Source organism: Streptomyces graminofaciens (assembly GCF_030294945.1).
Lineage (GTDB): Bacteria > Actinomycetota > Actinomycetes > Streptomycetales > Streptomycetaceae > Streptomyces > Streptomyces graminofaciens.
Genome location: NZ_AP018448.1, coordinates 9864670 through 9877302 on the forward strand (window position 1 = coordinate 9864670; position 12633 = coordinate 9877302).

At 70.5% G+C, this 12633-nt stretch carries 15 protein-coding genes; 11 read left to right on the top strand and 4 right to left on the bottom strand.

The genetic code is table 11. The features are described 5' to 3' along the window. Window positions 1-186: 186 nt before the first annotated feature. Window positions 187-474 (top strand): GlsB/YeaQ/YmgE family stress response membrane protein, encoded by a 288-nt coding sequence (locus SGFS_RS43440; protein WP_286257914.1) that lies wholly within the window; start codon window positions 187-189, stop codon window positions 472-474. 80 nt (window positions 475-554) lie between these two features. On the opposite strand, the gene tyrS is transcribed toward SGFS_RS43440, so the two are convergent. The 3 genes from tyrS to SGFS_RS43455 are packed head-to-tail and all read right to left on the bottom strand — an operon-like array spanning window position 555 to window position 4794. Then, window positions 555-1823: a tyrosine--tRNA ligase gene (tyrS, locus tag SGFS_RS43445; protein ID WP_286260356.1), complete on the bottom strand. Its 1269-nt coding sequence runs from the start codon at window positions 1821-1823 to the stop codon at window positions 555-557. Window positions 1824-1879: 56 nt separating this feature from the next. Then, window positions 1880-3274, bottom strand: coding sequence for a metallopeptidase TldD-related protein (locus tag SGFS_RS43450; protein WP_286257915.1), 1395 nt, complete (start codon window positions 3272-3274; stop codon window positions 1880-1882). Beyond that, window positions 3271-4794, bottom strand: coding sequence for a TldD/PmbA family protein (locus SGFS_RS43455; protein ID WP_286257916.1), 1524 nt, complete (start codon window positions 4792-4794; stop codon window positions 3271-3273). Before SGFS_RS43455 ends, SGFS_RS43450 begins: the two co-directional genes overlap by 4 nt. A 285-nt stretch (window positions 4795-5079) precedes the next feature. Between SGFS_RS43455 and SGFS_RS43460 the strand changes: the two genes are divergently transcribed. The 6 genes from SGFS_RS43460 (at window position 5080) to SGFS_RS43485 (ending at window position 9179) form a co-directional block, all read left to right on the top strand. Beyond that, entirely contained in the window at window positions 5080-6240 is a 1161-nt protein-coding gene (locus tag SGFS_RS43460) for an SEC-C metal-binding domain-containing protein (RefSeq protein WP_286257917.1), read from the top strand. A gap of 185 nt (window positions 6241-6425) precedes the next feature. Beyond that, the gene (locus tag SGFS_RS43465) at window positions 6426-6611 is read left to right on the top strand and encodes a hypothetical protein (protein ID WP_286257918.1); all 186 of its coding nucleotides are present in this window, start codon (window positions 6426-6428) and stop codon (window positions 6609-6611) included. After that, window positions 6608-7003: a type II toxin-antitoxin system VapC family toxin gene (locus SGFS_RS43470; protein WP_286257919.1), complete on the top strand. Its 396-nt coding sequence runs from the start codon at window positions 6608-6610 to the stop codon at window positions 7001-7003. The genes SGFS_RS43465 and SGFS_RS43470 overlap by 4 nt, the downstream gene beginning before the upstream one ends. A 160-nt stretch (window positions 7004-7163) precedes the next feature. Beyond that, window positions 7164-7868: a 3-oxoacyl-[acyl-carrier-protein] reductase gene (fabG, locus tag SGFS_RS43475; RefSeq protein ID WP_286257920.1), complete on the top strand. Its 705-nt coding sequence runs from the start codon at window positions 7164-7166 to the stop codon at window positions 7866-7868. Between the two features lie 5 nt (window positions 7869-7873). Beyond that, complete coding sequence (gene fabI / locus SGFS_RS43480) at window positions 7874-8641, top strand: enoyl-ACP reductase FabI (protein ID WP_045560796.1); 768 nt, start codon at window positions 7874-7876, stop codon at window positions 8639-8641. 166 nt (window positions 8642-8807) lie between these two features. Continuing rightward, complete coding sequence (locus SGFS_RS43485; protein WP_286257922.1) at window positions 8808-9179, top strand: hypothetical protein; 372 nt, start codon at window positions 8808-8810, stop codon at window positions 9177-9179. Here the strand turns inward: SGFS_RS43485 and SGFS_RS43490 are convergent. Continuing rightward, complete coding sequence (locus SGFS_RS43490) at window positions 9154-9849, bottom strand: FadR/GntR family transcriptional regulator (protein WP_286257923.1); 696 nt, start codon at window positions 9847-9849, stop codon at window positions 9154-9156. The two genes, SGFS_RS43485 and SGFS_RS43490, sit on opposite strands and share 26 nt — an antisense overlap. A 70-nt stretch (window positions 9850-9919) precedes the next feature. On the opposite strand from SGFS_RS43490, the gene SGFS_RS43495 reads away from it, so the two are divergent. The 4 genes from SGFS_RS43495 (at window position 9920) to SGFS_RS43510 (ending at window position 12422) form a co-directional block, all read left to right on the top strand. Next, window positions 9920-11218, top strand: a complete 1299-nt coding sequence (locus SGFS_RS43495) for a CynX/NimT family MFS transporter (protein WP_286257924.1) — start codon at window positions 9920-9922, stop codon at window positions 11216-11218. Between the two features lie 71 nt (window positions 11219-11289). After that, on the top strand, window positions 11290-11406 hold the full coding sequence (locus tag SGFS_RS43500) for an SGM_5486 family transporter-associated protein (RefSeq protein WP_286257925.1): 117 nt from the start codon (window positions 11290-11292) through the stop codon (window positions 11404-11406). 187 nt (window positions 11407-11593) lie between these two features. Next, window positions 11594-11806 carry a hypothetical protein gene (locus tag SGFS_RS43505; RefSeq protein ID WP_286257926.1) on the top strand — a complete coding sequence of 71 codons (213 nt, stop codon included), beginning with the start codon at window positions 11594-11596 and terminating at the stop codon, window positions 11804-11806. A 97-nt stretch (window positions 11807-11903) separates the two neighbouring features. Further along, window positions 11904-12422 carry a SixA phosphatase family protein gene (locus tag SGFS_RS43510; RefSeq protein WP_286257928.1) on the top strand — a complete coding sequence of 173 codons (519 nt, stop codon included), beginning with the start codon at window positions 11904-11906 and terminating at the stop codon, window positions 12420-12422. Window positions 12423-12633: the final 211 nt, after the last annotated feature.

Genomic DNA, 12633 nt, shown 5'->3' on the forward strand with positions numbered 1-12633 from the left:
TCGGGGAACGGGACCCGGACAAGCTCCACGTTACGCCGCGTCTGCGCCGCCTACGAGACCGGGTCGGCTGCCATCAGAAGCGGCCCTGGTCCGTCGTACCGCGTACGCCACATCCGGCATGCGACGTAGGCGGAGCGGGCCGACACTGGGCGTAGTGCTCACGTCGAGCCGTACGAGGAGGCAGCAATGGGCTGGTTGTGGGCGATCATCGTGGGATTCGTGCTCGGTCTGCTGGCCAAGCTGATCATCCCGGGCAAGCAGCACAGCCCGCTCTGGCTGACGACGATCTTCGGGATTCTCGGTGCCATCGTCGGCAACGCGCTCGCCCGGGCGTTCGGCATCGACGAGACCTCGGGCATCGACTGGGGCCGCCACGCGCTCCAACTGGCCGCCGCGGTCGTGATCGTGTTCCTGGGCGACATGGCGTACATGGCGGTGCGGGGCGACAAGGAGCAGCGCCGAGAGAGGGCCTGAGCCCCGAGAGGGGCGCGGGGAAAGCGCGACCGGCCACGACGAAAGCCGCAGTCGCCAGATTCTCCACGCCCCCAAGGCGCTCAGGCCCCGGTCACCTCGACCGCCGCCAGGTTCTTCTTGCCCCGCCGCAGCACCAGCCACCGCCCGTGAATCAGCTCTTCCGGGGAGGGCACCGCGTCCTCGGCGGTGACCTTGACGTTGTTCACGTAGGCCCCGCCCTCCTTCACCGTGCGCCGCCCCGCCGACTTGCTCGGGACCAGGCCGACCTCGGTGAAGAGGTCCACGACAGGCGCCAGCTCCGCGACCTGGGCGTGCGGAACCTCGGACAGCGCCGCCGCCAGCGTCCGCTCGTCCAGCTCCGCCAGCTCACCCTGCCCGAAGAGTGCCTTGGACGCGGCGATCACGGCGGCGGTCTGGTCCGCGCCGTGCACCAGCGTCGTCAGCTCCTCGGCCAGCGCGCGCTGCGCGGCCCGGGCCTGCGGCCGCTCCTCCGTCTGCCGCTCCAGCTCCTCCAGCTCCGCAGGGGAGAGGAAGGACAGGATGCGCATGTACCGCGAGATGTCCCGGTCGTCCACGTTCAGCCAGAACTGGTAGAACGCGTACGGCGTCGTCATCTCCGGGTCGAGCCAGACGGCACCGCCCTCGGTCTTGCCGAACTTGGTGCCGTCCGCCTTGGTCATCAGCGGCGTGGCCAGCGCGTGCGCCTCCACGCCGGGCTCCAGCCGGTGGATCAGGTCCAGGCCGGCCGTGAGGTTGCCCCACTGGTCGCTGCCGCCCTGCTGGAGCGTGCAGCCGTACCTGCGGTAGAGCTGGAGGAAGTCCATGCCCTGGAGGATCTGGTAGCTGAACTCGGTGTAGCTGATGCCCTGGTCGGACTCCAGCCGGCGGGCCACGGAGTCCTTCGTCAGCATCTTGTTGACGCGGAAGTGCTTGCCGATGTCCCGCAGGAACTCGATGGCGGAGAGGCCCTCGGTCCAGTCGAGGTTGTTGACCATGACGGCCGCGTTGTCGCCCTCGAAGGAGAGGAACGGCTCGATCTGGGCGCGCAGCCGACCGACCCAGCCGGCGACCGTCTCCGGGTCGTTCAGCGTGCGCTCCGCCGTCGGGCGCGGGTCGCCGATCAGGCCCGTCGCGCCGCCGACCAGCGCCAGCGGCCGGTGCCCGGCCTGCTGGAGCCGACGCACCGTGAGCACCTGCACCAGATGCCCGACGTGCAGGGACGGCGCGGTCGGGTCGAAACCGCAATAGAACGTGACGGGACCGTCCGCGAGCGCCTTGCGCAAAGCGTCCTCGTCGGTGGACAGGGAGAACAGCCCCCGCCACTTCAGCTCGTCGACGATGTCCGTCACGGTTCTCATGTCTCCTTGATGATCTTCGGGCAGTCGGATGACAGCCGCCTACGAGGTTATACGCCCTGACTGACAGAACTCATATTGAAATCAGGCACCCGCAGCGCGGGCATCGCGGCCCTGGTGAAGTAGTCGCTCCACTCGCGCGGCAGGGTCTTCTCGGTACGCCCGGCCTCGGTGGCCCGGCCGAGGAGGTCCACCGGTGACTCGTTGAACCGGAAGTTGTTGACCTCGCCCGTGACCTCGCCGTTCTCCACCAGGTAGACGCCGTCCCGGGTCAGCCCGGTCAGCAGCAGCGTCGCCGGGTCGACCTCGCGGATGTACCACAGGCACGTCAGCAGCAGCCCGCGCCCGGTGTTCGCGACCATCTCCTCCAGCGAGCCGTCGCCGCCGCCGTCCAGGATCAGGTTGTCGATCGAGGGCGCGACCGGCAGCGCGGTCAGACCCGCGCTGTGCCGGCTGGTCATGAGGTGCTTCAGCTCGCCCCCGGCGATCCACTCGGTGGCCGTCAGCGGCAGCCCGTTGTCGAACACCGAGGTGTCCCCGCCGGAGGAGTGGGCCAGTACGAAGGGCGCGGACTCCAGGCCCGGCTCGTTCGGGTCGCTGCGCAGGGTCAGCGGCAGCTCGGTCAGCTTCTCACCGATGCGCGTACCGCCGCCGGGCTTGCTGAACACCGTCCGGCCCTCGGCCGCGTCCCGCGCCGACGCCGACCACATCTGGTAGATCAGCAGATCCGCCACGGCCGTCGGCGGCAGCAGCGTCTCGTACCGCCCGGCGGGCAGCGCGACACGCCGCTCGGCCCAGCCGAGGCGTACGGCGAGCTCCGCGTCCATGGCCGCCGGGTCGACGTCCTTGAAGTCCCGAGTCGACCGCCCCGCCCAGGCCGAGCGCGTACGGTCCGGGGACTTGGCGTTCAGCTCCAGCGTCCCGTTCGGCTGGTCGTGTCGCAGCCGCAGCCCCGTGGACGTCCCCAGATAGCTCGACACCAGTTCGTGGTTGGCGAAGCCGTACAGCTCGCGGCCGCCCGCACGCGCGCGTGCGAACGATTCGCCGAGCGCCGGCGCGAAGTCGGCGAACACGACGGAGGAGGTCTCGGCGGGGGCGTCCGTGAAGTCGGGGGAGTGTGCCACTCCCGTGACCAGCGGCTGGGCGTCCTCGGCGGGCGCGGCGCCGCGCGCGGCGGCCTCGGCGGCCCGCACCAGCGGCTCCAGCTCGTCGGCGGTCACGGCGGACCGCGACACCACCCCCGAGGCGGTGCCCTCCTTGCCGTCGACCGTGGCGACGACGGTCACCGACCGCCCGCGGGTGACCCCGTTCGTGGTCAGCGCGTTGCCCGCCCAGCGCAGGTTGGCCGTCGAGTACTCGTCGGCGATCACCACACAGCCGTCGGCCCGGGACAGTTCGAGGGCCCGCTCGACGATCTCGTGCGGCTTGTTGGTACGGGCGCTCATCGACCTGCCTCCAGCGTGGTGTTCAAAATGTTGACGCCCTTGAACAGGGCCGACGGGCAGCCGTGCGAGACTGCGGCGACCTGCCCCGGCTGGGCCTTGCCGCAGTTGAAGGCACCGCCCAGGACGTACGTCTGCGGGCCGCCCACGGCCGCCATGGACCCCCAGAAGTCGGTCGTCGTCGCCTGGTACGCGACGTCCCGCAGCTGTCCCGTGATCCGCCCGTTCTCGATCCGGAAGAAGCGCTGCCCGGTGAACTGGAAGTTGTACCTCTGCATGTCGATGGACCACGACCGGTCCCCGACCACATAGATCCCGCGCTCCACCCCGCCGATCAGATCCTCGGTGGACATCCCGGCGGGGTCCGGCCGCAGCGACACGTTCGCCATGCGTTGCACCGGGACATGCCCGGGGGAGTCGGCGTACGCGCAGCCGTTGGAGCGCCCGAGGTCGGTCAGCTTGGCGATCCTGCGATCCAGTTGATAGCCGACGAGGGTCCCGTCCTTGACGAGGTCCCAGGACTGCCCCTCCACGCCCTCGTCGTCGTAGCCGACGGTCGCGAGGCCGTGTTCGGCGGTGCGGTCACCGGTGACGTTCATCAGCTCGGAGCCGTAGCGCAGCTTGCCGAGCTTGTCGAAGGTGGCGAAGGACGTGCCGGCGTACGCGGCCTCGTAGCCGAGCGCGCGGTCCAGTTCGGTGGCGTGGCCGATGGACTCGTGGATGGTCAGCCACAGGTTGGACGGGTCGACGACCAGGTCGTAGACGCCCGACTGGACGCTCGGCGCCCGCATCTTCTCGGCGAGCAGCTCCGGGAGCTCGGCCAGCTCCTCGTCCCAGTCCCAGCCGGTGCCCGTCAGGTACTCCCAGCCGCGCCCGACCGGCGGCGCCAGCGTCCGCATGGAGTCGAACTCGCCGCTCGACTCGTCGACGGACACCGCGGTCAGCGACGGGTGCAGCCGCACCCGCTGCTGCGTCGTCACGGTCCCGGCCGTGTCGGCGTAGAACTTGTTCTCGTGCACCGTGAGCAGTGAGGCGTCCACATGATTGACCCCGTCGGCCGCCAGTAGCCGCGTGCTCCACTCCGCGAGCAGCCCCGCCTTCTCCTCGTCGGGAACGGTGAACGGATCGATCTCGTACGAGGAGATCCAGGTCTTCTCCGCGTGCACCGGCTCGTCCGCCAGCTCCACACGCTCGTCCGACCCGGCGGCCTTGATCACCTTCGCGGACAGCTTGGCCATCGCCACGGCCTGGGAGGCGACCTTCGCGGCGGCGTCCATCGTCAGATCGACCCCGGACGCGAATCCCCAGGTCCCGCCGTGCACCACCCGCACCGCGTACCCCAGGTCGGTCGTGTCCGACGACCCGGACGGCTTGGCGTCCCGAAGCCGCCAGGACGCACTGCGCACCCGCTCGAACCGGAAGTCCGCGTGGTCGGCGCCCAGGGCACGCGCGCGTGCGAGGGCGGCGTCGGCCAGGGCCCTTAGCGGTAGTGCCAGGAATGACTGATCGACTTCGTGGGGCACGGGTGGGGTTCCCTTCGCTCAGACGGCTGGGTCTGTCCTGCTCAAGCCATCGAATCGCAAGACCGAAGTGAAGCATGGCCTGTGCGCGCTTCAGATGCGGAATATCCGGCGGGGACCGGGGTGTGCGACGGCGAGGGGCAGCGCGCCGGGCGGGGCCATGAAGTATCGGCGGGAAACGGATAAGCCTCGCAAACGCCGCCGCCCCGATTCGGGTGGGTCGCCCACGTCAGTGATCCGTCGGGGTTCTCCCGGAAACACCGACTCTGACCGCACTACGGTGAAACCATGTCCAGCAAGCGCCGTACGGGCGGTAAGAACAGCAGGAGCAAGAGGGCGCCCGGGAGCAGGCACACACCCGCGTTGCGCCCCAGCTCGCCTCCGTCCCCGCTCGACCACGCCCATGCCGCACGGGAGTGCGAGAAACAGGCGGAGCGGCACCCCGAGGACCGCGAAGAGCTGCTGCTGGAAGCCGCCGACGCGTGGAGCGACGTGGGTGAGTACGACCGTGCCGTCGCCGTGTACGAGCGGCTGCTGGATCCGGCGGGCGGAGGCTGCGAGGAGCCGGACCTGGTGGACGCCTACCGCATCGGCGTGCTGTGGGACGCAGGACAGGACGAGGCCGCCCGCGCGGCGGCGACCACGTTTCGCCGGCGGCATCCCGGGCACGCCGGCGCCTGGAACTTCGTCGCGGAGACCTTCGAAGCGGGGAACGAGACAGCCGCGGCGGCCGAATGGTTCACGGCGGGCATCACACACGCCCTCGGCGCGGGTACGGCGGTGACCGTGGGCTCGGTGGAGGCCGACCCGCACCATTACGACGTCGAGATGCTCGTCATCGGACGCCACCGGGTGCGACGGCTGCTCGGTGAGCCGCACGACGACTGGGACGAGGTGGCCGATGCGCTGCACGAGCGCCGAGCCGCACCCTTCCTCGGCCGTGTGACGCCCCTTGACGAGATGCATGATCCGCTCCGGCTCATGCGGATGGCGGAGGGTGTTCCGGAGGGGCTGGAGGCGGCGATCGAAGCGCTGCCGGACGAACTCCGAGGCGGGAACCGGCCGCCACGGATGCCTTTGACGAGCACAGGCGTCCTGTACTGGCCGCCGGAGGAGTTCACCAGATTTCTGGCCCGGTGGCCGAGGGCTGCGGACGACTACGGCAGCGATCACGCCGACCACCGGCGGCAGGTTGAGCGCACACTGAGGAAGCTGTCCGAAGAGGGAGCCACGCGTCTCACTGTCGGCCGCGCGACGGTGAGTGGGCTGGAGGCCCATGCGAAGGCAGCCGGCGGATCCCCCGATACGCCGGGCACCCGGTCCGCGTACGCCGCCGAACTCGCCCGCAGGGGCCAGGTGGTCGAATGGCCCCCGCCCAGGAACGGTTCCTGCTGGTGCGGCTCGGAGCGCAAGTACAAGAAGTGCTGCGGAAACCCCGTGGACGGGTGAACGCCGCAGTGGGGCGCGGCCAGGGCGACGTAGGTGCTATTGCGGAAATGTAGGCACAACCTCTGTGGCAGTGAGGGAGTCCGGGATGAGCCACCATCTCCGTGCGCGAGTTCTCGTACAACCCGAGCGCTGTCTTCGCGTGAGTCGAGAAGGGGGAGGCGATCCAGGTCACTCGGCACGGCAACGTGATCGCGATACTGTCGCCGGCCGGCGGTCCCATGGAGCGGTACGCGCACCTGATGGCGCAAGGAAAGATCAAGCTGAAGCCGGTCACCGCTGCAGACCGGCACAGCATGCCGCACTACGCGGTATCGGAGGATGTCGACCCCTTGGCGCTGCTCCTCGCCGAGCTCGAGGAGGACGACCGTTGATCTACAGGGACACCTCGGCGCTGGTCACCTGGATGACCCGCCGTAACCACTGGGCCGAGTTGGACGTCTTCCTCCAGCGGCGAGTGACGGAGCCGCTCGCCACCAGCACGCTCGGCTTCGCGGAGACCGTGCGGACCCTGGACCTCATGGGGCACTTTCCCAAGGCGATGGAGGATCTGGACGCCCGGATCACCGAAATCCTCGTCACCCGAGAGGTGCGTGACGGGGCGGCTCTCCTGGTCGGGCGCCTGAGGACGCTGGATGCGATCCATGTGGCCAGCGCCGTGTCGCTGCGGGACGATCTGACCGCGCTGGTGACGTACGACCGCAGGATGCTCGAGACGGCGCGCGCCGAGGGCCTGGCCGCCCACGCCCCCGGTATGGCGGACTGACGCGGGCGCCTCGACTGTAGGGATCCGACAGCAGGCGGCGTGCGCCACTGTCACTGACCGAATGCCCACAGGACGGACCGGACCGATAGGTTTTCGAGGGAGCCCCCTGCCGCCCAGGTGGGCGGGCAGGTGTGCAGACCGCTAATGAAAGGGTGATCCGTTGAGCCGCTCGGTTCTCGTCACCGGAGGCAACCGGGGCATCGGCCTCGCCATCGCCCGCGCGTTCGCCGACAACGGCGACAAGGTCGCGATCACTTACCGCTCGGGTGAGCCGCCGTCCGGCTTCCTGGCCGTCAAGTGCGACATCACCGACTCCGAGCAGGTGGAGCAGGCCTACAAGGAGATCGAGGCCGAGCACGGCCCGGTCGAGGTCCTGATCGCCAACGCCGGCGTCACCAAGGACCAGCTCCTGATGCGTATGTCCGAGGAGGACTTCACCTCGGTCGTCGACACCAACCTCACCGGCACCTTCCGTGTGGTCAAGCGCGCCAACCGCGGCATGCTGCGTGCCAAGAAGGGCCGCGTCGTCCTGATCTCGTCGGTCGTGGGCCTCTACGGCGGCCCGGGCCAGGCGAACTACGCCGCCTCCAAGGCCGGTCTCGTCGGCTTCGCCCGCTCGCTCGCCCGTGAGCTCGGCTCCCGCAACATCACCTTCAACGTCGTCGCGCCCGGCTTCGTGGACACCGACATGACCAGGGTGCTCACCGACGAGCAGCGCGAGGGCATCGTCAAACAGGTGCCCCTCGGCCGGTACGCGCAGCCCGAGGAGGTCGCCGCGACGGTGCGGTTCCTCGCCTCGGACGACGCCTCGTACATCACTGGAGCCGTCATCCCCGTAGACGGCGGACTGGGAATGGGTCACTGATCACCATGAGCGGAATCCTCGAGGGCAAGCGCGTCCTGATCACCGGTGTGCTGATGGAGTCCTCCATCGCCTTCCACACCGCCAAGCTGGCCCAGGAGCAGGGCGCCGAGATCATCCTCACGGCCTTCCCCCGGCCCACGCTGACCGAGCGCATCGCCAAGAAGCTCCCCAAGCCCACCAAGGTCATCGAGCTCGACGTCACCAACGACGAGCACCTCGGGCGGCTCGCGGACATCGTCGGCGAGGAGCTGGGCGGCCTCGACGGCGTCGTGCACTCCATCGGCTTCGCGCCGCAGGACGCCCTCGGCGGCAACTTCCTGAACACGCCGTTCGAGTCCGTCGCCACCGCGATGCACGTCTCGGCGTATTCCCTGAAGTCGCTGACCATGGCCTGTCTGCCGCTGATGCAGAACGGCGGCTCGGTCGTCGGCCTCACCTTCGACGCGAAGTTCGCCTGGCCGCAGTACGACTGGATGGGCCCGGCCAAGGCCGCCCTGGAGGCCACCAGCCGTTACGTCGCCCGTGACCTGGGCAAGCAGAACATCCGCTGCAACCTCGTCTCCGCCGGCCCCCTCGCCTCCATGGCCGCCAAGTCCATCCCGGGCTTCGGCGAGCTGGCCGCCGTGTGGGACGACCGTTCCCCGCTGGAGTGGGACCTCAAGGACCCCGAGCCGGCCGGCCGCGGTGTCGTCGCCCTGCTGAGCGACTGGTTCCCGAAGACCACCGGCGAGATCATCCACGTGGACGGCGGGCTGCACGCGATCGGCGCGTGAGCGCTGCCGCTGTGCTCTGACCACAGGCCGAGGGCCCGTGTCCACCAAGGACGCGGGCCCTCGGCCTGTCCCCCGTTCGGCCCATCAGTCCGGGCACCGGGGACCGTGCGCCGCGCACGCTGGACCTGTACCGCCCCGTAGCCGCTCGGCCGAGGAGGTCTCCCTTGTGCGCCTGTCCCACAGCTTCGCCCTCGTGGCCGTCGCCGTCGCTCTCGCTGTATCCCTCCCGTCCGAGGCGACACCACACGCGCGCGTGGAGGCCGAAAAGCTGCACGCGCGTGTGGAGGCCGGAAAACCCGATCCCTTCGGCGCCGCCTGCCGCACCCTCGTCACAGGCTCCGAGGTGACCGCGACCTGCTACAACCCCTACGCCGACACCGACCACGTACGGCTGCACATCGAGTGCGACCGGTGGTGGGACATCGACAGCGACGGCGCCCCGGTCGAGGCGGGTCCCGCGCGGACCGTACGGCTCACCGGGCGCTGCTGGAAGGAAGTCCGCTCGGCGTGGGTCAGCCACCAGCGGATGGAGGCGTGAACGGGCCGGGGCGGCAGTGGAAGGGATAACCTGCCGCCTCCGCCGCCGCGGTCTCCGCGTCACCCGCGCGGATCGCGTCCAGCAACGGGGCGTGGTCCATGTACGTCTCGGGGGTCAGCTCCTCGCCCACGTCGCCCCGGAGCCAGTCGCGCAGCACCTCGCCCAGATCCGCGTAGACGGCCGTGACGACGTCGTTGTGGGACGCGGCCACCACCGCCAGGTGGAACGTCGCGTCGGCCGTCACGAAGGCCTCCGCGTCGCCTGACGCCCACGCCTCCTCACGCCGCACCAGGAGCGCGTCGAGCTGCTTCAGATCCTTCTCCGTGCGCCGCTCGGCGGCCAGCTTCGCCGCGCTGGACTCCAGGGCGGACCGCAGCTCGGCCACGTGCCCGGGGTCGGCGTCCGCGAATCGGCGGTGCATCACGCCCGCCAGCTCACTGGTCGCGACGACATAGGTGCCCGAGCCCTGGCGGATGTCCAGCAGCCCGTTGTGCGCGAGCGCGCGGACGGCCTCCCGGACCGTGTTGCGGGCGACCCCCAGCTGTTCCACCAGCTCCGGCTCGGTGGGGATACGGGAGCCGACCGGCCACTCGCCCGAGGTGATCTGGTTTCGCAGCGCGGCGATGACCTGCTCGGACAGCGCGGATCGACGGGGGTGGCTCAACGGCATGGCACACCTTCCCACGGGCCGGACGACAGGGAGCCGCCGGGAGATGGACAGTCAATCATCCTATGATTCTATGATGGGTGGCATGGCGAGCGAGGAAACCCGGGCGACGACATCCACAGCCGCACCCGTGCGCAGGCGCGACTCGGCGGCGCCCGAGCCCGCGAAAACGCCCTCCACGCGCGCGTGGCCCCTGCCGCTGCTCGTCGCGGGCATCGTCCTGACGGCCCTCAACCTCCGGCCCGCCATCACCAGCCTCGGCGCCCTCCTCGAAGAGGTGCGCGACGGGCTCGGCATGAGCGGCAGCGCCGCCGGACTGCTCACCTCCGTACCGCCGCTCTGCTTCGCCGCCTTCGGTGTCATGGCCCCACGGCTCGCCCGCCGCTTCGGTCCGGCCGCCGTGGTCTGCGCCGGCATGGTCGCGATCGCCGTGGGCCTCGCGATCCGGCCGTACGCCGGCGGCACGGCGGGCTTCCTCGCCGGGAGCGCCCTCGCCCTCATGGGCATCGCCGTCAGCAACGTCCTGATGCCGGTCGTCGTCAAGCGCTGGTTCCCGGACCGGGTGGGCTCCATGACGGGCCTGTACTCCATGGCCCTCGCCCTCGGCACCGCCTCCGCCGCGGCCGTCACGGTCCCCATGACGAAGGCACTGGGCGGCCACTGGCAGGCCGGGCTGGCCGTCTGGGCGGGGCTCGCGGCGACGGCCGTCGTGCCGTGGATCCCGTTCCTACGCGCGCGTGGAACCCTCGCCCCGGCGCCCGCGGCCACAGCCCGGGCCTCCGACGGCCTGCGCGTCGCCCGCAGCCGTACCGCCTGGGCGCTCGCCGTCTTCTTCGGGCTCCAGGCCACCGCCGCGTACATCACGATGGGGTGGATGGCGCAGATCTTCCGCGACGCCGGGGTCCCCGCGGGCCGAGCCGGGCTGCTGCTCGCCGTCACGATGGTGATGGGCGTACCCCTGGCCTTCGTCATCCCCCGGCTCGCCAGCCGCCTGCCCCATCAGGGCCCGATCGTGGTCGCGCTGAGCGTCTGCGGACTCCTCGGGTACGCCGGCCTGTACGTCGCCCCGGCCGGCGGTGCCTGGGCTTGGGCGCTGCTGCTCGGCGTCGCCAACTGCGCCTTCCCGTTGGCCCTCACCATGGTCGGCATGCGGGCGCGTACCGGCGCGGGCGTCGCCGAGCTGTCGGCGTTCGCCCAGAGCACCGGCTATCTGATCTCGATCCCGGGCCCGCTCCTCGTCGGCGTCCTCTACCAGCACAGCGGCGGCTGGGGCCTGCCTCTGGCCCTGATGGCCGGCCTGATGATCCCGCAGATCGCGGCGGGCGTGCTGGCGGGCCGTGACCGCGTGGTGGAGGACGAGGCGACCCGCTGACGCGCGCCCGGCGGGGGCCCCGGGCACACCCCGGCGGGTCCGCCTCGGGTCAGGGGTGCGAGACTGCTCCCATGCCAGTGCTCGACCCGAACCCCAAGAACGGCCAGAAGAAGATGCTGATCGTCTTCGGCTCGTTCTTCGCCATCTTCGTCATCATCGGGATCATCGCGCAGATCGCCTCGCCCTGACTCCCCGGCCCCACCCGCGACCGCCGTGGTGGGGTTAGCCCCCCATCCCCTAGGGGGCGAGTCTCAGGGTGAAGTGGGTGGATCACCGGATGGGTTGAAGGTCTCCGATTCCGTAAATTCGAAGTGTGGCCGCGACGAGGCGACCACGCGGAGCCCCCACCCGGGCACTCGGAGACACGGAGGCGGCATGTCGTCCCGCACGCACACCCGACCCCACCCGGCGAGCACGGGCGGCGTGGACACCCGGCTGCCCTGGTGGGCACTCGCCCTTCCCACTCTCGGGTTCATCCTCCTGCTGCTGATCCTCAACCCCGCCGACGCCCAGGCGGCGAGCGGCGACCCCGCCATCAGCGGCCTCGTCGAGCACATACGGCAGACACTGCTGCACCACGCATCGTGACCGGTGGGCGAGCCGCCCCGGCCGTGCGCCCCAGCGCCGGGCATCCGCACTTCAACTACCTGCGCCCCCTGGCCTGTTTCATGCGAAGCTGGGACGCATGAGCGTCGCAGAACCCCGCAAGATTGTCCTCTTCCGGCATGCGAAAGCCGAGTGGTCGGAAGTCTCCGACCACGAGCGGCCACTCGCCGACCGGGGCCGCAAGGACGCCGCCGTCGCCGGGCGCAAGCTGGCCGACTCCGGCATCCCCTTCGACCTTGCCCTCTGCTCCACCGCGACCCGGACCCGCGAAACCTGGAAGATCGCAGTCCACGAGCTTCCCCACCGGCCGAAAACCGTCTACGAGGAGCGGCTCTACGAGGCCTCGCCGGGCGAACTGATCGCGGTGCTGAACGAAACACCGGACGATGTGCGGGACATCGTTCTGATCGGCCACAACCCCGCGGTGCACGGCCTCGCCGAGATCCTGGCCGGCCGCGCCGAGGCCGACGCCCGCGAGCGCATGAACGGCCGCGGCTTCCCCCCGGCCGCCTTCGCCGTCCTCTCCTTCGAGGGCTCCTGGAAGACCCTGGAGCCGGGCGTGGCCGCCCTGCTCGACTACTGGGCACCGGAGGACTGACCCGGCCGGCCACCGGCCCCGACGACGACACGACGAAGGCCCGGCACCCCTAGGGCGTGTTTCGAAAGTGGCGTCGTCGGCCCGGAGGGCGGGGCCCGCGGCGTCTGGTGCGGTGCGTCGCAAGGCGGGGGGGCGTCCGCGTACTGGGTGTACGCGGATGATCCCGACAACGCGGCGAGGTGCCGTGCCAGGCGTCGCGGGGCAGACGAGA

Coding starts and splice junctions, on each gene's coding strand:
- SGFS_RS43495 (WP_286257924.1), top strand. CDS start 9,920: ATGATGGGTGGCATGGCGAGCGAGGAAACCCGGGCGACGACATCCACA.
- SGFS_RS43505 (WP_286257926.1), top strand. CDS start 11,594: ATGTCGTCCCGCACGCACACCCGACCCCACCCGGCGAGCACGGGCGGC.
- SGFS_RS43500 (WP_286257925.1), top strand. CDS start 11,290: ATGCCAGTGCTCGACCCGAACCCCAAGAACGGCCAGAAGAAGATGCTG.
- SGFS_RS43460 (WP_286257917.1), top strand. CDS start 5,080: ATGTCCAGCAAGCGCCGTACGGGCGGTAAGAACAGCAGGAGCAAGAGG.
- SGFS_RS43510 (WP_286257928.1), top strand. CDS start 11,904: ATGAGCGTCGCAGAACCCCGCAAGATTGTCCTCTTCCGGCATGCGAAA.
- SGFS_RS43490 (WP_286257923.1), bottom strand. CDS start 9,849: ATGCCGTTGAGCCACCCCCGTCGATCCGCGCTGTCCGAGCAGGTCATC.
- fabI (WP_045560796.1), top strand. CDS start 7,874: ATGAGCGGAATCCTCGAGGGCAAGCGCGTCCTGATCACCGGTGTGCTG.
- SGFS_RS43440 (WP_286257914.1), top strand. CDS start 187: ATGGGCTGGTTGTGGGCGATCATCGTGGGATTCGTGCTCGGTCTGCTG.
- SGFS_RS43450 (WP_286257915.1), bottom strand. CDS start 3,274: ATGAGCGCCCGTACCAACAAGCCGCACGAGATCGTCGAGCGGGCCCTC.